The 21,294-nt window shown below is 66.0% G+C and carries 16 protein-coding genes; 11 read left to right on the plus strand and 5 right to left on the minus strand.

Annotation, left to right across the window (positions count from 1 at the left end):
- From AB0T83_RS13535 to AB0T83_RS13565, 7 genes are all read left to right on the plus strand, one after another.
- A partial coding sequence (locus tag AB0T83_RS13535) for a sensor histidine kinase (protein WP_366193681.1) occupies positions 1–1,627 on the plus strand: 1,627 nt, incomplete at its 5' end.
- A gap of 40 nt (positions 1,628–1,667) precedes the next feature.
- Entirely contained in the window at positions 1,668–3,077 is a 1,410-nt protein-coding gene (gene ntrX, locus AB0T83_RS13540) for a nitrogen assimilation response regulator NtrX (RefSeq protein ID WP_366193682.1), read from the plus strand.
- A 45-nt stretch (positions 3,078–3,122) separates the two neighbouring features.
- Positions 3,123–4,499, plus strand: coding sequence for a Trk system potassium transporter TrkA (trkA, locus tag AB0T83_RS13545; RefSeq protein ID WP_366193683.1), 1,377 nt, complete (start codon positions 3,123–3,125; stop codon positions 4,497–4,499).
- The gene (locus AB0T83_RS13550; RefSeq protein ID WP_366193684.1) at positions 4,486–6,039 is read left to right on the plus strand and encodes a TrkH family potassium uptake protein; all 1,554 of its coding nucleotides are present in this window, start codon (positions 4,486–4,488) and stop codon (positions 6,037–6,039) included. The genes trkA and AB0T83_RS13550 overlap by 14 nt, the downstream gene beginning before the upstream one ends.
- A gap of 148 nt (positions 6,040–6,187) precedes the next feature.
- On the plus strand, positions 6,188–6,421 hold the full coding sequence (gene hfq, locus AB0T83_RS13555) for an RNA chaperone Hfq (protein WP_193141180.1): 234 nt from the start codon (positions 6,188–6,190) through the stop codon (positions 6,419–6,421).
- The gene (gene hflX / locus AB0T83_RS13560; protein WP_366193755.1) at positions 6,418–7,701 is read left to right on the plus strand and encodes a GTPase HflX; all 1,284 of its coding nucleotides are present in this window, start codon (positions 6,418–6,420) and stop codon (positions 7,699–7,701) included. The genes hfq and hflX overlap by 4 nt, the downstream gene beginning before the upstream one ends.
- A gap of 267 nt (positions 7,702–7,968) precedes the next feature.
- Positions 7,969–10,092, plus strand: coding sequence for a CAP domain-containing protein (locus AB0T83_RS13565; protein WP_366193685.1), 2,124 nt, complete (start codon positions 7,969–7,971; stop codon positions 10,090–10,092).
- A 57-nt stretch (positions 10,093–10,149) separates the two neighbouring features.
- Here AB0T83_RS13565 and AB0T83_RS13570 read toward each other — a convergent pair whose 3' ends face one another.
- The 3 genes from AB0T83_RS13570 to hemB form a co-directional block, all read right to left on the minus strand.
- Positions 10,150–12,618: a penicillin acylase family protein gene (locus AB0T83_RS13570; RefSeq protein ID WP_366193686.1), complete on the minus strand. Its 2,469-nt coding sequence runs from the start codon at positions 12,616–12,618 to the stop codon at positions 10,150–10,152.
- A gap of 80 nt (positions 12,619–12,698) precedes the next feature.
- Entirely contained in the window at positions 12,699–13,247 is a 549-nt protein-coding gene (locus AB0T83_RS13575; protein ID WP_366193687.1) for a lipid-binding SYLF domain-containing protein, read from the minus strand.
- A 95-nt stretch (positions 13,248–13,342) separates the two neighbouring features.
- Positions 13,343–14,341, minus strand: a complete 999-nt coding sequence (gene hemB, locus AB0T83_RS13580) for a porphobilinogen synthase (RefSeq protein WP_366193688.1) — start codon at positions 14,339–14,341, stop codon at positions 13,343–13,345.
- 128 nt (positions 14,342–14,469) lie between these two features.
- On the opposite strand from hemB, the gene AB0T83_RS13585 reads away from it, so the two are divergent.
- The 3 genes from AB0T83_RS13585 to AB0T83_RS13595 all read left to right on the plus strand — a co-directional run bounded on the left by AB0T83_RS13585 (position 14,470) and on the right by AB0T83_RS13595 (position 19,518).
- A complete protein-coding gene (locus AB0T83_RS13585) occupies positions 14,470–14,985 on the plus strand; it encodes a hypothetical protein (protein WP_366193689.1) in 516 nt (171 codons plus the stop codon).
- A gap of 140 nt (positions 14,986–15,125) precedes the next feature.
- Entirely contained in the window at positions 15,126–18,575 is a 3,450-nt protein-coding gene (mfd, locus tag AB0T83_RS13590; RefSeq protein ID WP_366193690.1) for a transcription-repair coupling factor, read from the plus strand.
- Positions 18,576–18,711: 136 nt separating this feature from the next.
- On the plus strand, positions 18,712–19,518 hold the full coding sequence (locus tag AB0T83_RS13595) for a hypothetical protein (RefSeq protein ID WP_366193691.1): 807 nt from the start codon (positions 18,712–18,714) through the stop codon (positions 19,516–19,518).
- On the opposite strand, the gene AB0T83_RS13600 is transcribed toward AB0T83_RS13595, so the two are convergent.
- Positions 19,415–20,359: an alpha/beta fold hydrolase gene (locus AB0T83_RS13600; RefSeq protein ID WP_366193692.1), complete on the minus strand. Its 945-nt coding sequence runs from the start codon at positions 20,357–20,359 to the stop codon at positions 19,415–19,417. The two genes, AB0T83_RS13595 and AB0T83_RS13600, sit on opposite strands and share 104 nt — an antisense overlap.
- Entirely contained in the window at positions 20,356–20,643 is a 288-nt protein-coding gene (locus AB0T83_RS13605; protein ID WP_366193693.1) for an SCP2 sterol-binding domain-containing protein, read from the minus strand. The genes AB0T83_RS13600 and AB0T83_RS13605 overlap by 4 nt, the downstream gene beginning before the upstream one ends.
- Before the next feature lie 64 nt (positions 20,644–20,707).
- Between AB0T83_RS13605 and AB0T83_RS13610 the strand changes: the two genes are divergently transcribed.
- Complete coding sequence (locus tag AB0T83_RS13610; RefSeq protein WP_366193694.1) at positions 20,708–21,268, plus strand: tetratricopeptide repeat protein; 561 nt, start codon at positions 20,708–20,710, stop codon at positions 21,266–21,268.
- The last annotated feature ends 26 nt before the right edge of the window (positions 21,269–21,294 follow it).

The following is a 21,294-nucleotide window of genomic DNA, read 5'->3' on the forward strand; positions in this document are numbered from 1 at the left end:
GGCCGAGATCCGGGCCCGCGGCGAACGCTCCTACCTGTTCGACTACGAAGCGCCGGGGCTGGAGCAGCTGGTCGCGTCGCGTGCCGATGGCGTGCAGGTGATCGAGGATTGGGACGCCAACGAGTTTCGCGCGCTGGTGCATCTGGACGCTTTCGTGGACCGCTACCTGCTGGTGGCGCGGCAGGTCGATGGCGATTTGCTGAACCTGTTGGATGACACCCAGCAGACCGCGCAATTGTACCAGCAGCTTGAGCGCGATCGCGGCCGGATGCTGTTCGAATTCTCGCTGCTGTACCTGGGCTTTGCCGTCATGCTGATGCTGGCGGCGGTCTGGCTGGGGTTGTGGTTCGCCGAACGGCTGTCGCGTCCGGTGGGCCGTCTGGCCGGGGCGGCGCAGCAGGTGGGCGAGGGCAATCTCGAGGTGCGGGTGCGCGAGGAAAAGGGCGACGACGAGATCGCCGTTCTGGGCCGCGTGTTCAACCAGATGACCCGCCAGTTGAAGCGCCAGCGCCAGACCCTGCTGGACACCAATGCCAAGATCGAACAGCGCCGCCGGCTGTTCGATTCGGTGCTGTCCTCGGTCTCGGCCGGGGTGATGGGGCTGGATGCGGATGGCCGCATCGACTTCATCAACCGGTCCGGCGCGCGGCTGATCTTCATGGAGGATCAACCGGTGTCGGGGCGCGCCATGGCCGAGGTCGTGCCCGAGTTCCTGCCGCTGCTGGAAACCCTGCGCCACGGGCGCGAGGATTTCGCCCAGCAGGAGGTCAAGCTGCGGCGCGGCGGGGTGCAGGACATCCTGCTGGTGCGCATGGGCATGCGTTTTGGCAATGACCGCGTGATCGAGGGCTTCGTGGTGGCCTTCGACGATGTCACCGATCTGGTCTCGGCCCAGCGGATGGCGGCCTGGGGCGACGTGGCGCGCCGCATCGCCCATGAGATTAAGAACCCGCTCACCCCGATCCAGCTGTCCGCCGAGCGCATCAACCGCAAGTTCGGTCGCGCGCTGGAGGCCGAGGATGCCGAGAAACTGGGGCAGCTCACCGATGTGATCGTGCGCCAGACCGGCGACCTGCGCCGCATCGTCGACGAGTTTTCCAAATTCGCGCGGATGCCCGAGCCGGAACCCGAACGCGAGAACCTGACCAAACTGGTGGCCGACGCGGTGCTTTTGCAGACCACGGGCCAGCCCGAGGTGCAGATCTCCAGCGACATGCCCTCCGAACCGGCACTGGCCGATCTGGATGCCACGCTGATCTCGCGCGCGCTGGTCAACGTGCTGAAGAACGCCTGCGAGGCGGCGCTGGCCTGCAAGGATCGCGCCGAAGGCGCGGGCGCGCAGGTGCGGGTGTCGCTGGAAATCCTCGATCACCAGTTGCGCCTGTCGGTCGAGGACAATGGCGCCGGCTTCCCGCCGGACCGGGCCAAGCTGTTCGAACCTTATGTGACCAACCGCGAAGGTGGCACCGGGCTGGGGCTGCCGATCGTCAAGAAGATCGTGGAAGATCACGGCGGACGGGTGCGGCTGGAAGATGCCAGACCCTTCGGCCCCGGCGAGCACCGGGGCGCCTGCGTGGTGGTGACCCTTCCACGCGCGGGCGATGAATTGCAGGATGCCGCGCAATGAGAACACCGAGCATGACAATAATGGACAAGGGGGCCAACCCGTGACCGATATCCTGATCGTGGATGACGAACGCGACATCCGGGAGCTGATTTCCGATATTCTGGAAGACGAAGGGTTCACCACCCGTCTGGCCGGCAACTCGGACGACTGCCTGAAAGCGCTGGAGGACGGGCTGCCCGGCCTGATGATCCTGGATATCTGGCTGAAGGACAGCCAGATGGACGGCATCGACATCCTGACCAAGGTCAAGCGCGAAACCCCGGATGTGCCGGTGGTCATCATCTCGGGGCACGGCAACATCGAGATCGCCGTCGCCGCCATCAAGCAGGGCGCCTATGACTTCATCGAGAAGCCGTTCAACATCGACCAGTTGCTGGTGGTCATCCGCCGCGCCATGGAAACCTCGCGCCTGCGTCGCGAGAACACCGAATTGCGCCGCGCCGAGGTTTCGACCGGTGATCTGATCGGCTCCAGCCCGTCGTTCAAATTGCTGCGCAGCCAGCTGGAAAAGGTGGCCAAGACCAACAGCCGGGTGCTGCTGACCGGTGGGCCGGGCTCGGGCAAGGAAAGTGCGGCGCGCTATATCCACGCCCATTCGGGGCGCGCGGGCGGCAGTTTCGTCATGCTCAACTGCGCCTCGGTCTCGCCCGACCGGATGGAACACATCCTGTTCGGGCAAGAGGCGGACGGCCAGCGCGTCGAGCCGGGGCTGCTGGAACAGGCGGACAAGGGCACGCTCTATCTGGACGAGGTCGGCGATCTGCCCCCCGACACGCAGGCGCGCATTCTGCGGGTGCTGGTCGAACAGCAGTTCCAGCGCATCGGCGGCTCCGCGCGGATCAAGGTGGATGTGCGGATCATCTCGTCGACCGCACGCAACCTGGAGCTTGAGATCGAACAGGGCCGGTTCCGGCAGGAGTTGTTCCACCGGCTTGCCGTGGTGCCCATCGCGGTACCTGGACTGGACGAACGCCGCGCCGATATTCCCGAGATCGCCGAGCATCTGATCGACCAGTTCCACGACCGCGACGGTCTGGTGCGCCGCGCGCTCAGCGAGGAGGCCGCGGCGACCCTGCAATCCATGGTCTGGCCCGGCAACATCCGCCAGTTGCGCAACATGATCGAACGGGTGCTGATCCTGGGCTCGGGCGACGGCGAGATCCAGGCCCGCGAACTGCCCAACATGGATGCCGTCCCCGGCGACGAGGATGAACGCGTGGTGCTGTCGTCGGCCATCGCCCGGCTGCCGCTGCGCGAGGCCCGCGAATTGTTCGAACGCGAATACCTGCTGACCCAGATCAACCGCTTCGGCGGCAACATCTCGCGGACAGCGAATTTCGTCGGCATGGAACGCTCGGCGTTGCACCGGAAGCTGAAATCGCTGAACGTCGTCACATCGACCCGCGCCGGGGCGCGCGTGGCGGTCGTTGAAGAGCCGGATGAAGAGTAACGCATTGGTCGGCCCGACCCGGGCCAGACGCGGGGAGCCTAGCGCATGAAGGTCATCATTTGCGGCGCCGGGCAGGTCGGCTGGCAGATCGCCCGCCACCTGGCCGGAGAGCGCAACGAGGTCACCGTCGTGGACCACAACGAGGAACTCGTGCGCCGCGCCACTGACCAGCTGGATGTGACCGGGGTGACCGGCTTTGCCTCCTATCCCAATGTGCTGGAACGGGCCGGGGCAGAAGACGCCGACATGATCATCGCCGCCACCTATTCGGACGAGGTCAACATGGTGACCTGCCAGGTGGCGCATTCGGTCTTCGGCGTGCAGCGCAAGATCGCGCGGCTGCGGGCGCAAAGCTATCTCGACACCCTTCATTCGGACCTCTACCGCCGCGATCACCTGCCCATCGACGTGGTGATCAGCCCCGAAAAAGAGGTGGCCGAAGCGGCGTTGCAGCGGCTGGCCGCACCGTCGACCTTCGACATCGAAAGCTTTCTGGACGACAAGGCGCAGCTCATGGGGGTGCAGCTCAGCGACGACTGCCCGGTGCTGAACACGCCGCTGCGCCAGTTGACCGACCTTTTCTCGACCCTGCGCGCCATCGTTGTCGGGGTGCGCCGCGAGGGCACGCTGTTTGCGCCCGAGCCGCGCGACCAGCTGTTCGCCGGCGATCAGATCTATGTGTTCAGCCATACCGACGACGCCCAACGCGCGCTGGAAATCTTCGGCAAGAGCCAGAGCCGCCAGACCCGCGTGGTCATCGTCGGCGGCGGCAATGTCGGCCTTGCGGTGGCCAGCGCGCTGGAAGCCCGCACCGACCGGGTGCGGGTCAAGGTGATCGAGAAGGATCGCAAGGTCGCCGAAGCCGCCGCCGAGGCGCTGGAACGCACCATCGTGCTGAACGGCGACGGGCTGAACGCCGATCTTCTGGCCGAGGCCAACATCACCAAGGCCGATGCGCTGCTGGCGGTGACCGATGACGACAAGACCAACCTGCTGACCGCGGTGCGGGCCAAGTCGCTGGGCTGCCCGCTGACGATCTCGCTGGTCAATGATCCCGCGCTGTTGCCGCTGATGGGGCCGCTGCATATCGACGCCTATATCAACCCGCGCTCGACCACCGTGTCGTCGATCCTGCGCCATGTCCGCCATGGCCGGGTGCGCAGCGTCTATTCCATCGGTGACGCCGAGGCCGAGGTGCTGGAAGCGCAGGTCCTGAAGACCGCCACGCTGGCCGGCCAGCAGGTGCGCGACATCGACTTGCCGGAAGGCGTGCTGATGGGGCCGTTGCGCAAGGGCGACAAGGTCATCATCCCGCACGGCGGCACGCGGATCGAGGAAGGCGACGTGGTCACCTTCTTCGCGCTGTCCGAGGATGTGCCGGAAGTCGAACGGCTGCTGCAGGTCTCGATTGACTACTTCTAGGATCCGCCGCCAGACCCAGCATCAACGCTGGTACGACCGCCTGCCGCTGCTGGTGATGACGGCGGCGGTGGCGGCGGCGCTGATGCTGGTGCCCGCGATCTATGCCGGCTGGGTCGGCGATCACGACGCTGGCCGGCCGTTCCTGTATGGCGCGCTGACTTTCGCCGCGATCATCCTGTTCATCGGCCTGTCGGTCTGGACCATGGATCAGAACAACGCCGCGCGGGCGATGCTGCTGTCACTGGTTGGCACATTCGCCCTGCTGCCGGTGATGCTGGCCCTGCCGGTGGTCGAGGCGATGCCGGGGCTGAGCTTCCGCTCGGCCTATCTGGAGATGGTCTCCAGCCTGACCACCACCGGCGCCACGGTGTTCTCGGTGCCATCGCGGGTGCCAGACACCGTGCATCTGTGGCGGGCGCTGATGGGATGGTACGGCGGGTTCATCATGTGGGTGGCCTCGATCGCCATTCTCGCGCCATTGCGGATCGGCGGCTTCGAACTGGTGTTGACCTCGGTCTCGCTGGGCCGCGATGCAACCTTGGGGCGGGCGGTCATGGCGGAATACCCGATGCAGCGGGTCTGGCGGTTCTGCCGGGCGCTTGCGCCGGTCTATGGAGGGCTGACCCTGGTGGCCTGGCTGGCGCTGCTGGTGGCGGGTGAGACGCCTTTCATCGCCGCCTGCCATGCCATGTCGGTGCTGTCGACCAGCGGCATCTCGCCGGTCGCTACGCTGGGGCAGGCCGCGTCGGGGCTGGCCGGAGAGATCGTGCTGTTCGTGTTCCTGTTCTTCGCCCTCAGCCGGGGCCTGTTCGCCCGCGACGTGCCGACACCGCTGGGGCGCAAATGGTACCAGGATCCCGAGCTGCGGCTGGCGGTGGTGATGATCGCCGTGGTGCCGCTGCTGGTGTTCAGCCTGCATTGGGTGTCGCTGCTTGAGGTGCTGGTTCTGTCCTCGGACTTGCAGCCCCTGCGCGGCTATTGGGGCGGGCAGTTCATGACCCTGTCCTTCCTCAGCACCGGGGGGTTCATTTCGGCAGACTGGGAAACCGCGCGCAACTGGTCGGGGCTGACCACGCCGGGGCTGATCCTGATGGGGCTGGCGATGATCGGCGGCGGGGTGGCGACCACTGCGGGGGGCGTGAAATTGCTCAGGGTCTATGCCTTGGCCCGCCACAGCCAGTTCGAGATGGCCAAGCTGGTGCACCCGTCGATCGTGGCCAACCCCGGCACCCGGCTGCGCCGGTTCAAGCCCGAAGCGGCCTACGTGGCCTGGCTGTATTTCATGATCTTCGCGGTCACCATCGCCGCGCTGATGCTGGCGTTCTCGGTGGTGGGGGCGGATTTCGACACCAGCCTCGTGCTGACCGTTGCCGGGCTGACCACCACTGGCCCGCTGACCATCGTGGCTGGTGATGTGCCGATTGAACTGGGGCTGCTGAGCGGCCCGCAACAGTTGCTGCTGTGCGTGGCCATGGTGCTGGGGCGGCTGGAAACGCTGGCCCTGATCGCCCTGCTGAACCCGGAATTCTGGCGCGCCTGACCCGGTCGGTGCAAAAATGCTGCATGTGCGAAGTGATATTTCCGCATCCCGCGCGCCGTCTGGCCATCACCGCCTGTTGCGTACAGTCTTGAAACGCGATTGAATGCCCTCCAAGAGCACGGGCCGAGAACAAAAAGGTTTATAAAAAATGGCAACCGACCGTCAGAACCTGCAGGATGCATTTCTGAACCACGTTCGGAAAACCAAGGTTCCGGTGACGATTTTCCTGATCAATGGCGTAAAGCTGCAGGGCGTCATCACATGGTTTGACAATTTCTGCGTGCTGCTGCGCCGGGATGGACAATCGCAACTGGTCTACAAGCACGCGATTTCCACCATCATGCCCAGCCAGCCGATCAGCCTGTACGAGGGCGAAGACTGACCGAGCCTGCCTCCCGCACCCCGGAGCCGACGCGCGCCTGGGTCCTGCATCCCGATATCCCGTCGAAGCCGGGGCGCCGTGCGCCCGCTTTCGCGCTGGAAGAAGCTGTTGCCCTGGCCGCTGCGCTGCCGGGGCTCGACATCGTGGGCGGCGACCTGGTGCGCCTGAACCAGCCGCGGCCGGGGACCCTGTTCGGTACGGGCAAGGTCGAGGAACTGGGCGCGCTGTTCAAGGCCAACGACATCGAACTGGTGCTGATCGACGGTCCCCTGTCGCCCGTGCAGCAGCGCAATCTGGAAAAGGACTGGAAGGTCAAGATCCTGGATCGCACCGGCCTGATCCTGGAAATCTTCTCGGACCGCGCCCGCACCCGCGAGGGTGTTCTGCAGGTCGAGATGGCGGCGCTGTCCTATCAGCGCACGCGACTGGTCCGCGCCTGGACCCACCTGGAGCGGCAGCGCGGCGGGCTTGGCTTCGTCGGCGGCCCTGGCGAAACCCAGATCGAGGCCGACCGCCGCGCCATCGACGAGCAACTCACGCGTCTGCGGCGGCAATTGGACAAGGTCGTCAAGACCCGCGAATTGCATCGCTCGGCCCGCGCCAAGGTGCCGTTCCCCATCGTCGCGCTGGTGGGCTATACCAACGCCGGGAAATCGACCCTGTTCAACCGGGTGACCGGGGCGTCGGTGATGGCCAAGGACATGCTGTTTGCCACGCTGGACCCGACCATGCGGGCGATCGATCTGCCGGACGGGCCGAAGATCATCCTGTCCGACACCGTGGGCTTCATCAGCGCCCTGCCGACCGAACTGGTCGCCGCCTTCCGCGCCACGCTGGAAGAGGTTCTGACCGCCGATCTGATCGTGCATGTGCGCGACATCTCGGACCCCGAGACCGAAGCCCAGGCCGAGGATGTGCGCGAGATCGTGGAAAGCCTTGGCGTCGATCCCGACACGCCGCAGATCGAGGTCTGGAACAAGCTGGACCGCCTGGATGCGGAAGCCGCCGAACGTCTGCGCGCCCTGGCGCCGCGCCAGCCCGATGTGCATCTGATCTCGGCGATCACCGGCGAGGGTCTGGACGACCTTCTGGCCGATATCGCGACCCGCATTTCCGATCCGGTTCTGAACGACACCCTGCATCTGGAATTTTCCGATGGCCGCCGCCGGGCCTGGCTGTTTGCCCAAGGCGTGGTCGAAGCCGAGCGACCGGGCGAGGACGGGGTCGAACTGGACCTGCGCTGGACCGCGCGGCAGAAAGAAACCTTTTCGCGCCTCTGACGCCGGTTTGGCCTTCCGAGACGTCGCTGTGGCGGGTTTTCGCTTGTTTGCACAGCGAAATTCATCTCATGGTTAACCAGTTTCCGGCGCTGAAGTTGTGCTTTGTCAACTTTGCGTCAATGTGGAGCGATACACGCGGAGCGGAATGTCTTGCCGTCGTCCGATGCTCCCGTAAGGTGCCGATATGGCCTTCCGGGACCATCCGGGCTAGACAGCCTTCGTACCAATTTTATCCAGCATCCAGCATTGGCTGGTAAGTGAGCGATCTTGACCGTCGATATCTATGCCCCCACCCCCGGTGATGCCCTCAGTTCCGCAGAGCTGGAGTTCTATCACCTCGTCAACGATTACCGCATCTCCCTTGGCCTGGACGCGATCCAGCTGTCGCAGAGCCTGACCACCGTGGCCGGGCGCCACGCGCAGGACGTGCTCTACAACATCTGGGAGCCGAACCTGCAACAGCCGGCCAATGCCTCGCTGAACAGCTGGAGTGACGCGGTCTATTTCAATGACCATTCGAACACCGGTGTCATGCATGATGCGCCGCAGCGTCTGGGCACGGCCTATGTGGATCCCAACGCCACGCCGACCACGCGTCTGGATCGCGGCTATGAGCTGTCGGTGGCCGGTCCCGCCACGGTGCAAGAGGCGTTCAACGCCTTCTTGGCGTCCGATCCGCATCATAACGTGATCATCAACAACGCCACCTGGGCCACGTTCGATTTCAACGCCATCGGCTTCGGGGTCGAGCAGGATCCCAGCATCACCACCAACGGCGGCACCATCTATCATATCTGGTTCGGCGAGATGGCCGATCCCGCGGGCGCGCCGGACATCAATGGCGACGGCAGCGACAACAGCCTGCGCGGCACGCTGTTCGACGATGTGCTGGACGGTCTGGCGGGCAATGACACGATCCTTGGCGACGATGGCGATGACATCATCCGCGCCGGCACCGGCAACGATGTCTTCAACGGCGGCAACGGTGCCGACACGCTGATCGAGGATCTGAGCGGTGCTGCCGCCCAGCAATTTGTGGTTCAGGTCAACCTGAACACCGGCGACCATGGCGCCAAGGGCGACGCGGCCAACCGCGACACGCTGATCGCCATGGAGAACTATACCCTGATCGGCGACTATGACGCCGAGGTCATGGGCAATGGCGCGGCCAACGTAGTCACAACCGATGCGGGTGACGACACGATCTCGGTCGGGGCCGGTGACGACACGGTCAATGCCGGGGACGGCAATGACACCATCGATGGCGGCGGCGGATCGGACCAGTTGTTCGGGCAGGCCGGCGACGACCATCTGACTGGCGGCTTTGCCAATGACTTCCTGTTCGGCGGGTCGGGCAACGACACCCTGCTGGGCGGCGATTCCAACGACCAGCTGTTCGGCGGCAGCGGCATCGACACCATGGATGGCGGCAACGGGTCGGATTTCTACGTGATCGACGCCTTCGATCTGGTCATGGACACCGGCACCACGGGCTATGACAAGGCGCAGATCAACGATGCGGGCGGCGTATCCGTGCTGATGACCCTGGCCGGATGGGGCGGGATCGAACGTGTCAACGGGTTCACCGGCAACGACACGGTGGATGCTTCGGAACAAACCTCGACGGTTCTGCTGTTCGGCGATGCAGGCGACGATATGTTGACCGGCGGGTCGGGCAATGACGTGCTGATCGGCGGCGACGGCAATGACACGCTGACCGGCAATGATGGCAACGACATCATGCTGGGCGCTGCGGGCAACGACACTTTCAACGGCGGTGCCGGCAACGACGTGTTCTACATCGGCGAAAGCGGCGATGTGGTCAGCGATGGCGGCGCCGGGTTCGACAAGGCAGTGATCTATGACACCAACGGTCTGACCCTGAATGTCGGCAGCTGGGTCGGGGTCGAACGGATCATGGGCCTGACCGGCGACGACACCATCGACGCCACCGGGATGACCACCTCGGTGACGCTGGTGGGCGGGGCTGGCAAAGATGTGCTGACCGGCGGGTCCGATGCAGACGTGTTCTTTGGCGGTGCCGATGACGACACGCTTCTGGGGGCTGCGGGTAATGACGCGCTCATCGCGGGCGCTGGAAACGACATGCTTGACGGCGGCGCGGGCAACGACTTCCTGTTCGGCGGCGCGGGCATCGACGCCTTCGTCTGGACCGACGGGTTCGGCAAGGACGTGGTGAAGGACTTCACCGATGGCATCGACCGGCTGGATTTCGCGGGCCACAGCACGGTGAATTCGACCAGCGATCTTGTGATTACCCAAAGCGGGCAACACACGATCATCAGCCTGGCAGCCGGTGGCACCGACCAGATCACCCTGGCCAACACGCAGGCCAGCCTGATCACCGGTTCGGATTTCGACTTCGTCTGATCCAGACGCCTCGGAACAGACAGCAGGACCCGGCCCATGTGGCCGGGTCTTTTGCGTTCAGGGGGTCGGGCGCAGGGTCGTCACGCCGGTGGCGGCGGCTTCGGCCAAAGCAGGGTCCAGCGACATGGGAATGTATTCGCCGCGCCGCCAGCGTTCGCCCAGATTGTCGTAGAACCGCGAAAACGGATGTCCGGACTGCCCGGTGGCGATGATGAACACCGAACTGTTGGGATCGGCCATGTCATAGACCCCGCGATAGCCCGCCGCGTGCACGTTCAGGAAGGGTTGCGCGCCCAGCCCGGCGGTGCGGCCCCGGTTCAGGGTATGATCGCCGCCCGAAGTCGGCTGGCGGATATTGACCAGCCAGCCCAGCCCCGGAATGCCGCCCAGCACCTCGTGATCATGGGTGGCCTGATGGGCGCTGCCCCATTGCAGCCCTTCCAGGCCGCCGCGATAGGTCTCGGAGATCCACAGCAGCGCGTCGTCCAGCGCCCGTTCGGCCATGTCCCGGCAGGTCTCGATCCCCGACGAGCGGCTGACATCGCACCAGGCCGAGGCACCATCCACGTCGCGAAACACCCGCTCCAGAAAGATCGGGTCTGGGTGGCTGAACGCGGCTGCCAGATCGCGGCCCAGTTCGTCGACGATCAGCCGTTGTTGCAGGGCCTGCACCCAGGCGGCGTAGATCAGCGGCTCGGGCATGTGTTCGTTCATGTCGCCGTTCCAGTTGGCCAGCAGGTCCAGCGCCTCGCGCCGGGCGCGGGCCGGGCTGCCATCGGGGGCGGCCTCGCCGGTGAACCACAGATCCGCGCCGATCAGCGGCAGCAGGCTGCGCGCGGCGGGGCTGATGGTGTCGAGCTGCGCTTCCATGAAGCTGTCGCGCGAATGCACTTCGCGGTTCCGCATCAGCCGTTCCCAGCGATGCACGCGCTGGCTGTCGCCCCAGGCATAGCTGACGTGCAGCGGGAAGGCGCGTTCCAGCGGCTTGTTGTTGGTGTTGCCCAGCAGGCCGCTGTCAGGCTCGGTGAATCGCGGGTTCGTGTCATAGGCCAGTCGGCCCTGCCAGTGGTTCTCGGCCCGCCATCCCGGAGCGGGCAACCGGCCCAGACTGTCATGCTGCGCCGAGCGCCGGGGCAGGGCGCCGATCATCACCATCGCCACGGTGTCGCGGTCGGCCAGCACAAGGTTCTGAGCCGGGGCGACGTATTCGGCCATCACCTCGATCGCCGGGGCCACGGCGCGCTGCCGCATCAGGTGCATCCCGGCGGTCATGGTGCGGTCGTCGGGGGTCAGCGCGGTCCAGGCCAGGCTGGCCACATGGCCCGTGGGCACGATGGTGTTCAGGTCGAACAGGTCGCCGGGCAACACCGGGCCGCGATCGGTCCAGCGCAGGGTCAGGGTCACCGGCTCGGCCCCCTTGACCCGGACCAGCGCGCCTTCGGTGCGGAACGGCACCATGTCGCCGGTGGGGGTTTCGTAAGCGTTGGGATCGGCGGGATCGAGCCGTTCGATATACAGGTCCTGATCGTCGGCATAGGCGCTGGTCAGCCCCCAGGCCAGATCCTCGTTGCGGCCCACCAGAATCAGCGGCATCCCCGGAATGGTGCCGCCGATCACGCCGCCACCCGCAAGTTCGATCCGGGCCAGGTACCAGATCGACGGCGCGGTCAATCCCAGATGCGGATCATTGGCCAGCAGCGTGCCCCCGGTGGTGGAACGGTCGGGCATCGCCGCCCAGACGTTGGACGCCCCGGCCAGCGGCGGGGGCGCGAAGGGCGACAGGGGATCCGCCATCAGCGATGCCGCGGCCAGTTGGGTGTCCGCGGGGATCGGGGAAGGGCCAAGCGCCTCCAGCACCGCCAGCCCGCCGGTGGGATCGTCGGGCAGAATGTCGCCCAGCCGCTCGGGGCTGACGGTCAGCGCGGTGCGGGCGCGCAGAACCTCGTCCTGAAGATGTGCTGTCAGCTTCAGCGCCATCAGCTTGGCGATGGCCAGCGAATCCGACGGTTGCCACGGGGCGATCTCGGGCGGGAACAGGAAGAACTCGGGGGCGCCACGGCCCCGCGCGCCCGTGTTGACCTGATCGATCCACGCGTTGACCCCGGCGGAATAGGCCTCCAGCGCCGCCAGTGTGGCATCGTCCTGCACGGTCTGCGATTGCACGGCCAGCCGATAGAGGTCGAGCCGCCGCAGCGCCTCGTCGATCTTCAGGGTGCGGGGGCCGAAGATCTCGGACAGCCGGCCCTGCGCCGTGCGCCGCATCATTGTCATCTGCCACAGCCGGTCCTGCGCATGAACGAAGCCCAGACCAAAGAAACTGTCGGTGTCGGTGGTGCCGAAGACATGGGGGACATTGGCAGTGTCGCGCACGATCCGCATCGGCGCCGACAGGCCCGGAAGCTCGAAGTTTTCACTGTAGTCAGCCAGCGAGCGGGTGGCGAGGTAATAGGCCAGCGTCGCGGCCAGTGCAGCCAGCACAATGCCCGCCAGGAAAAGGCGCAATACCCAGCGGAAGGCGCGAGTCATGGCAGGCTCCTGCAATCTGTCCTGTCGGGATCATCCCGCGCAGGCACGCGCGGGACAAGGGGCATTCCAGCTTTGCGCGATCAGCGCAGGATGCGGGTGTACTTCGTGCCCTCGATGGTGGCCCCGGCCATCAGGCCCTGCTGCGCGAACAGGAAGGCGATGGCCGAATTCGAGGTCACGGTGCTGGCTTTCAGCGCGCCGCCGATCTCGCCACCGGTAAATTCCGCGGCCGCCCCGGCATCCCAGCCCGGCGAGGTGCGAAAGCGGCGCAGGGATTCCGGCGTCAGGAAGAACAGCACATAGGCATACTGCTGGGCGCCGATCTGGAACCCGACGCTGCCTTGCGTGGCCGAGTAGTAATCCACCGTCACCCCGTCCACCTGCAGCGCGCCTTCGCCGTAGGAGCCGCCGACCATGAATCCGGCCTCGCCGACCAGCGGCATCACCAGCATGCCGACGGATTTGTCGCGCAGTTCCATGGTTTCGGGATAGGTCTTGTACATGAAGGCCAGCGCCGAGGCGACCCGCGTGTCGATGGTTTGCGCCCCTTTGGAGCCCACGGAGTTGTCACAGGCCACCAGAAGCGCGCCGGTACCCAGAAGCAGCCCACGCCGCGTCATGTTGATCATTGTCTTTGCCTCGATTTTCACTGCTCGGAAGCGGTTGCCCCGCAATTGGCGCGCAGTCTAGCGCGAAACGTGCCCCGTGTCACCGCAGCGCAGCATCACCCGGCCAGAAGTCGCGCCGCGCGGGGGGCGAAATAGGTCAGGATGCCGTTGCAGCCGGCGCGTTTGAAAGCCAGCAGGCTTTCCATCATCACCTTGTCGCCATCCAGCCAGCCATTGCGGGCCGCCCCTTCCAGCATCGCGTATTCGCCGGACACCTGGTAGGCGAAGGTGGGCACGCCGAAGCTGTCGCGGACCTGGGTGCAGATGTCGAGATAGGCCATGCCGGGCTTGACCATGACCATATCGGCGCCCTCGTCGAGATCGCGGGCGATCATGCGCAGGGCCTCGTCTCGGTTGGCCGGGTCGATCTGGTAGGTGTTCTTGTCGCCTTTCAGGGCCGCCGAGGCGCCCACCGCATCGCGGAACGGGCCGTAGAAGGCCGAGGCGAATTTCGCCGAATAGCTCATGATCGCCACGTCGGAATGGCCGTGGCTTTCCAGCGCGTCACGGATGGCCCCGATGCGGCCGTCCATCATGTCCGAGGGGCCAAGGATGTCGGCCCCGGCCTCGGCCTGGGCCAGCCCCATGCGCACCAGGGCTGCGACGGTTTCATCGTTGACGATCACCCCGTCGCGAACGATGCCGTCATGGCCGTTGGCATTATAGGGATCCAGCGCGATGTCGGTCATCACCGCGATCTCGGGCACCGCCGCCTTGATGGCACGGATGGCGCGGTTCGACAGGTTGTCGGGATCCCAGGCCATCTCGCAGCTTTCGGTGCGGTCTTCCATTGCGGTGTAGGGAAACAGGCACAGGGCCGGGATGCCCAGATCGGCGGCCATGCGGGCGGCCTCGACCGCCTTGTCGACGGACAGGCGCGAGACGCCGGGCATCGCGGCGATGGGCTCTTCGATGCCGTCCCCGTCGCGCACGAAGACCGGCCAGATCAGATCGGTCACCGACAGGGTGGTTTCACGCACCAGCCCGCGCAGGGCAGGGGTGCGGCGGGTGCGCCGCGGACGATTGCGCAAGTGTTGGCGGTGGGCGTCGGTCATGGGGCGATCCTCTGTGGCTGGTCCCTGACTGCCACCGATGGGCGGCAGGCTCAAGGGCTGGCGGGGGGCTGGGCAATCGCGCCGCATTGGGCTAGCTGGAAGGGAGACCTGAACGGGAACACCCTGCCGTGCCGACCACCATTCTTGACCTGATCGACCTGCGGTCGTTTTCCAACATCTGGTACTGGATTTTCCTGGGCGTGACATGGTCGCGGATCCTGACCCATCCGATGGGGATCCCGGTCGACATGTTGCGGGCGGCGCGTGCCGAGGATGCGGATGCGCGGGAACGCCTGGCGGCGCTGACCGAGATTATGGTGCGCCGGCATCTGGCGCATCTGAACGGTCTGGGGCCGATGCTTGTGGGGACCTGGGCCTTTGCCCTGACCGGGCTGGTGCTTCTGTCGGTGCTCTACCGCGTGGAAATCGCCCAGGCGGTGCTAATGTTGGCCGTGCCGCTGGCGCTGGCGGCCTGGCTCACCGCGCGCGGGGCACGGCACCTTGCGCAAGCGCAACTGACCGTGGACGACCTGCCGCGTGCCCTGAGTGTCCTGCGCTGGAAGCTGCAGGCGCTGGCGTTGCTGGCGGTGTTCTTCAGTGCCTTGTGGGGCATGTTCCACAACCTGTCGGCGATGGTGCTCTAGGGCCGGGGTCGGGTGCCTCCGGCGGGAGTATTTTCGCCAAGAAAAAGAAGCGTGCCGGTCACTGAGCCCAGGGTGCTTGACACGACGGCGGGGCCGGGTAGGTCACGGCGCGGAACCACGCAACCGCCCCGGAGGGTGACATGTCTCAGTCCGACAGCCAGAAACTGATCGTAGGCGGCGCGCCGGAGGGCTTCGATGCGCGGCTGGTGCTGAAGGAGCTGGACCGGGGCCCGGTTCTGCATGTGGCGCGCGATGACAAGCGGCTGGAGGCGATGCGGGCGGCGCTGCGGTTCTTCGCGCCCGATGTGCCGGTGTTCCATTTCCCGGCCTGGGATTGTCTGCCCTATGACCGGGTCTCGCCCAATGCCGACATCTCGGCGGCGCGGATGGCGACGCTGGCGGCGCTGGTGCATGGGGCGCCGGATCGGTTCGTGCTGCTGACGACGTTGGCGGCGGCCACCCAGCGGGTGCCCGCGCGCGAGGTTCTGGCAGAGGCGGCGTTTTCGGCGCGGGTGGGCAATCGGATCGACGAGGCCGGGTTGCGGCAGTTTCTGGTGCGGATGGGGTTTTCGCAGGCGCCTACGGTGATGGAGCCGGGCGACTACGCCGTGCGGGGCGGGATCATCGACATCTATCCGCCGGGCGAGGGCGGCCCGGTGCGGCTGGATCTGTTCGGCGATGTTCTGGACGGGGCGCGGCGCTTCGATCCGGTCAGCCAGCGCACCACCGAAAAGCTGGACGTCGTGGAGCTGGCCCCGGTCTCGGAGATCGTTCTGGATGACGCGGCCATCACCCGCTTCCGGCAAACCTATCGCATCGAATTTGGGGCCGCAGGCGGCGACGATCCGCTGTACGAGGCGGTCAGTGCCGGGCGCAAGCATCAGGGGATGGAGCATTGGCTGCCCTTCTTCCACGCGCGGCTGGAAACCCTGTTCGACTACCTCCCTGGTGCGGCGGTGACGCTGGACGATCAGACCGACGCCATGCGGCTGGCGCGTTGGGAGGGGATCGCCGACCAATACGACACGCGGCGCGAGGCGATGACCCATCGCGCGCGGATGGACACGGTCTATAAGCCCGCAGCCCCCGAAACGCTGTATCTGAACGACGCCGATTGGGAAGCCGCCGTGGCGGGGCGCCGCGTGCTGCGGTTTCATCCCTTGCCGCAGGCCAGTGGGCCGGGCGTCGTCGATGCCGGGGGCCGGATCGGGCGCAACTTCGCCCCCGAACGCCAAGCCGAGCAGACCAATATCTTTGAAGCACTTGCCGATCATATCCGCGCCCGGCGCTCGAAAGGGGCGGTGGTGGTGGCCTCCTATTCCGAGGGCGCGCGGGAACGCTTGCAAGGGCTTCTGGAGGATGAGGAGTTGACGGGGCTGCGGCTGATTTCCGACAGCCGCGATCTGGTTGAAGAGGCCGGGCAGGTGCATCTGGCGATCTGGGGGCTGGAGCACGGCTTCGAGGCGGACGGTTTGACCGTCATCTCCGAACAGGATGTTCTGGGCGACCGGCTGGTGCGCGCACCGAAAAAGCGCAAACGGGCCGAGAACTTTCTGACCGAGACCCAGAGCCTGACGCCGGGCGACCTGGTGGTGCATGTCGATCACGGGGTCGGGCGGTTCACCGGGCTGGAAGTCGTCACTGCCCTTGGCGCGCCGCATGAATGTCTGGCGCTGGAATATGCGGGCGGTGATCGGTTGTATCTGCCGGTGGAGAACATCGAGCTTCTGTCGCGCTTCGGGCATGAGGAAGGTCTGCTCGACAAGCTGGGTGGCGGCGCGTGGCAGGCCAAGAAGGCCCGTCTGAAGGCTCGGATCCGCGAGATCGCCGACCGCCTGATCCGAATCGCTGCCGAGCGCGAATTGCGGCACGCCCCGGTGATGGCACCGCCGGATGCCATGTGGGAGGCCTTCTGCGCCCGATTCCCCTATCAGGAGACAGACGATCAGCTGACCGCCATAGAGGCGGTGCTGGAGGATCTGGAGCGCGGCCGCCCGATGGATCGCCTGATCTGCGGCGACGTGGGCTTCGGCAAGACCGAGGTGGCCATGCGCGCGGCCTTCATCGCGGCGCTGTCGGGCACGCAGGTCGCGGTCATCGCGCCGACCACCTTGCTGGCGCGCCAGCATGCCAAGAGCTTCCGCGACCGCTTCCGCGGTTTCCCGGTCGAGGTGCGGGCCCTGTCGCGCTTCGTCTCGACGAAAGCGGCCAGCGCCACTCGCGCCGGTCTGGCCGATGGCACCGTCGATATCGTGGTCGGCACCCATGCGATCCTGGCCAAATCCGTCCGGTTCCTGAACCTCGGACTGGTGGTCATCGACGAGGAGCAGCGGTTCGGCGTGCAGCACAAGGAGCGGCTCAAGAACCTGCGCTCGGACGTGCATGTGCTGACCCTGACGGCCACGCCGATCCCGCGCACCCTGCAGATGTCGTTGTCGGGCGTCCGCGACCTGTCGATCATCGGCACCCCGCCGGTCGACCGTCTGGCGATCCGCACCTATGTGTCGGAATTCGACACGGTGACCGTCCGCGAGGCGCTGCTGCGCGAACACTATCGCGGCGGGCAGAGCTTCATCGTGGTGCCGCGCATCAAGGACATTCCCGACATGGAGGAGTTCCTGCGCGACCAGGTGCCCGAGGTGACCTTCATGGTTGCGCACGGCCAGATGGCCGCCGGCGAGCTCGATGACCGGATGAATGCCTTCTACGACGGCAAATACGACGTGTTGCTGGCCACGACCATCGTCGAATCGGGGCTGGATATTCCCACCGCCAACACCATGGTCGTGCACCGCGCCGATATGTTCGGGCTGGCGCAGCTTTACCAGATCCGGGGCCGGGTGGGCCGGGCCAAGACCCGCGCCTATGCCTATCTGACCACCAAGCCGCGCGGCAAGCTGACCCCTCAGGCGGAAAAACGGCTGCGGGTTTTGGGCTCGCTCGACAGTCTGGGTGCCGGCTTCACGCTGGCCAGCCAGGATCTGGACATTCGCGGCGCCGGCAACCTGATCGGCGAGGAACAATCCGGCCAGATGCGCGAGGTCGGCTACGAGCTCTACCAGCAGATGCTGGAGGAAGCGGTGGCCAAGATCCGCTCGGGCGAGGGCGAGGGGCTGGCCGAGACCGACGACCAATGGTCGCCGCAGATCAACCTCGGCCTGCCGGTGCTGATCCCCGAGGCCTATGTGCCCGATCTGGACGTGCGCCTTGGCCTTTATCGCCGCCTTTCGGGCTTGCAGAACAAGGTCGAACTGGAAGGCTTCGCGGCCGAACTGATCGACCGGTTCGGCAAGCTGCCGAAAGAGGTGAACACGCTGCTGCTGGTGGTGAGGATCAAGGCCGAATGCAAGAAGGCGGGGATATCCCGGCTGGATGCGGGGCCGAAGGGTGCCACGATCCAGTTCCACAACGACAAGTTCGCCTCGCCCGAGGGGCTGGTGGCTTTCGTGCAGGATCAGAACGGGCTGGCGAAGATCCGCGACAACAAGATCATCGTGCGGCGCGACTGGGCCAAGGATGCCGATAAGGTGCGTGGCGCTTTCGCCATCGCGCGGGATCTGGCAGCCAAGCTGAAGAAGAAGGCCGCCTGAAGGAAAGACCAACCGAATCCGGTCACGGTTAACCGATCGTCAACCGGTGGTTTCTAACCCTGTCGCCAGAGTGTGTTTACCTCTGACAACAGGCGCGGTGCGTGATCTGTCGGTCCGGGGCGGGAGTGATCGGATCATGCGGTGTTTTACGATTGGCGGGGGTCTGGGCATCGCTGCGGCGGTGATGGTGTGGCTGTCCCCGGCCGGGGCGGCCACGCGAGTGGATGCCATCCGCATGGTGTTTCAGGATTTCGCGTACAAGTCGAATTTCTGGGCCGGGGTGATGCCGACGGCCACCGAAGGCGGGGCGCCGCCGATCTCGCGGATCGAGCTGAATTTTCACCTGACCTATCGTACGCCTCTGGATCAGGCCTTTGCCTTCGGGCTGCGGCAGCCTGCGGTGTCCCGGGTGCGAACATTGATCCAGACCGCGGATATCGCGGGATTGTCCGTGTCAGGCGCGCGGGTTTCGCGCAGCGGGATGACGCAGGCGCTGGTGATCCAGAGCGGGGCCGGTTTCGGCCTGCGCGGCGGGGTCGAGATCTTCACGGCGGCTTCCGGCGCAACGACGCCGCTGGCGCGGGTCGCCTTCACGCTTCCGGGGTTGTTCAACATTGACCCGCTGACCGGCACCGAGACCGCCAGCTATGACTACAACAGTCCGCGTTCCTTCGATGCGCCGCGCTATGAAGCGGCGTCCCTGTCAGGGGCGTCGTTTCAGGTGCAGCGCAGTTTCGTCTCGTCGACGCTGGGCCCGGTGCCCGTGCCCGGCGCGCTGGTGTCGGGGATCAGCGGGCTGGCGGCCTTGACCGGGCTTGGCTGGGGCCGGGCCCGCCGTCTCAGGCGCCGCGATGCTGGTCGAAAAAGGCCGTGGCGCGATCGAAGAACTGTTTCCGGCGCGCGGGCGTTTCCATCATGGTCTCGTGGCGGCCGCCGTCGATGATCTCGACCTGTCCGCCGATCATCTCGCGGCCCTGCCGGGTCATGTCGGGCACCGAGACGATCTCGTCGCGGGTCGGCACCACGGTCAGGGTCGGAATGCCGGGGTCGCGGGTGCGCCGCAGGTCGCGGCACTCGACCAGCGCGCGATAAAGCCAGGGGACCGAAGGCGCGCCAAGGTCCAGCCCCGGCACCGCCTCAAGCTGCCGCCGCATATAGGCGATCATCTCGGGATCCGTGGTCAGCCAGTTGTCTGCCGGATCGGCCAGCCGCACGTAGGTTTCGCGCGACATACCCGGTGTGACCCATCCGTTCAGGCGGGTCTTGTGGGCCAGCCAGCCCAGGCCCCAGGCCACCGGGCGCACGCCGCGGTACATGTTGATGCCCCACATCGGCGCCGAGAACACCGCCGAGGTCACATCAAGCCCGTTCAGAACGGCGCGCAGGCCGATGGCGCCGCCCATGGAATGGCCCAGCAAAACCCAAGGGCGCGGCATGTCGTGATGCGCGGCATAGGCCAGCAGGGTCGCCACATCGCGCTGATACTCGGTGAAATCCTCCACATGTCCGATGGCGGGATCGGTCAGGGGGCGGTCGGCCAGCCCCTGGCCGCGAAAATCCACCGCCACCGCGCCATAGCCGCGCGCCAAAAACTCTGTGGCGGGCATCCCGTATTTCTCAAGGTATTCGGTCCGCCCCGGCAGGATCAGGACCGTGCCCCGTGGCCCGCTCGCCAGCCGCCCCACCCGCAGCCGCACGCCGTCGCTGGCCTCGGCCCAATGCGCCTCGGCCCCTTCGGGAGCCTGCGACGACGGGTGATGGAAGGGGGCGGGGCTGAGGTTCACGACAGCGACGACCCCAGTTTCATCGCCATGCCCAGATCGCCCTCGATCTTCAGGCGACCGCCCATATAGGCCGAGGTCGGGTCCAGATCGCCCGACATCAGCTCGCGGAACGTGTCCTCGTCGGCGATCAGGGTCACATCGGCATCTTCCGCGCCGGCGCGCACGCCATCGCTGTCCACCATGATCGAGCCTTCGCCCTCGATATCGAAGCGCGCCACGCCATCAAAGCCGTCGGGCATCTTTTCGGCCAGCTTCTCGACGGCCCCTGCAATCACATCGCTCATTTGTGCTCTCCTGTTGCATTCCCGCAGCTATCGCCGGGAACATGTTTTGCGCTATCCTCGCCATATGCGAAGTATTCGGACCCAGATCAAATACGCCGTAGCGACACTTCTTGTGGCAGTCGGGTTTTCCACCATGGTTTTGGCCGGGGAAGAGCAGCTTGACGCGCTGTTCGACCGGCTTGCCGATCCCGAGCTGGCCAACTGGCAGCAGGTCGAGAACGAGATCTGGGGCATCTGGTCGAAATCCGGCTCCGACACCGCCGATCTGCTGCTGGAGCGCGGCCGCCAGGCCATGGCGGCCGGGGACATGCCGGCGGCCATCGACCACCTGTCGGCGCTGATCGACCACGCGCCCCAGTTCGCCGAAGGCTACAACGCCCGCGCCACCGCCTATTTCCAGGCCGGTCTGCTGGGTCTGTCGATGCGCGACATCGAAGCGACGCTGGCCCTGAACCCGCGCCATTTCGGGGCGTTGAGCGGGCTGGCCATGATCTTTGAGCAGGTCGGCGACGAGGCCCGCGCGCTGGACGCCTATCGTATGGTCAACGCTATACATCCCCACCGCCCGAACGTAAAAGATGCGATGAAGCGGCTTGAAGCCGGCCTGGGCGAAACCGCCCTCTGACACGCGGATCCCGACGGGTGTTCCGG

It is taken from the genome of Meridianimarinicoccus marinus (assembly GCF_040689105.1).
GTDB lineage: Bacteria > Pseudomonadota > Alphaproteobacteria > Rhodobacterales > Rhodobacteraceae > Meridianimarinicoccus > Meridianimarinicoccus marinus.

Bases quoted from the DNA above. Each gene is read 5' to 3' on its own strand.
- AB0T83_RS13570 (WP_366193686.1), bottom strand. From the start codon at position 12,618: ATGACTCGCGCCTTCCGCTGGGTATTGCGCCTTTTCCTGGCGGGCATT.
- AB0T83_RS13605 (WP_366193693.1), bottom strand. From the start codon at position 20,643: ATGAGCGATGTGATTGCAGGGGCCGTCGAGAAGCTGGCCGAAAAGATG.
- AB0T83_RS13575 (WP_366193687.1), bottom strand. From the start codon at position 13,247: ATGATCAACATGACGCGGCGTGGGCTGCTTCTGGGTACCGGCGCGCTT.
- hfq (WP_193141180.1), top strand. From the start codon at position 6,188: ATGGCAACCGACCGTCAGAACCTGCAGGATGCATTTCTGAACCACGTT.
- AB0T83_RS13610 (WP_366193694.1), top strand. From the start codon at position 20,708: ATGCGAAGTATTCGGACCCAGATCAAATACGCCGTAGCGACACTTCTT.
- trkA (WP_366193683.1), top strand. From the start codon at position 3,123: ATGAAGGTCATCATTTGCGGCGCCGGGCAGGTCGGCTGGCAGATCGCC.
- hemB (WP_366193688.1), bottom strand. From the start codon at position 14,341: ATGACCGACGCCCACCGCCAACACTTGCGCAATCGTCCGCGGCGCACC.
- AB0T83_RS13595 (WP_366193691.1), top strand. From the start codon at position 18,712: ATGCGGTGTTTTACGATTGGCGGGGGTCTGGGCATCGCTGCGGCGGTG.
- mfd (WP_366193690.1), top strand. From the start codon at position 15,126: ATGTCTCAGTCCGACAGCCAGAAACTGATCGTAGGCGGCGCGCCGGAG.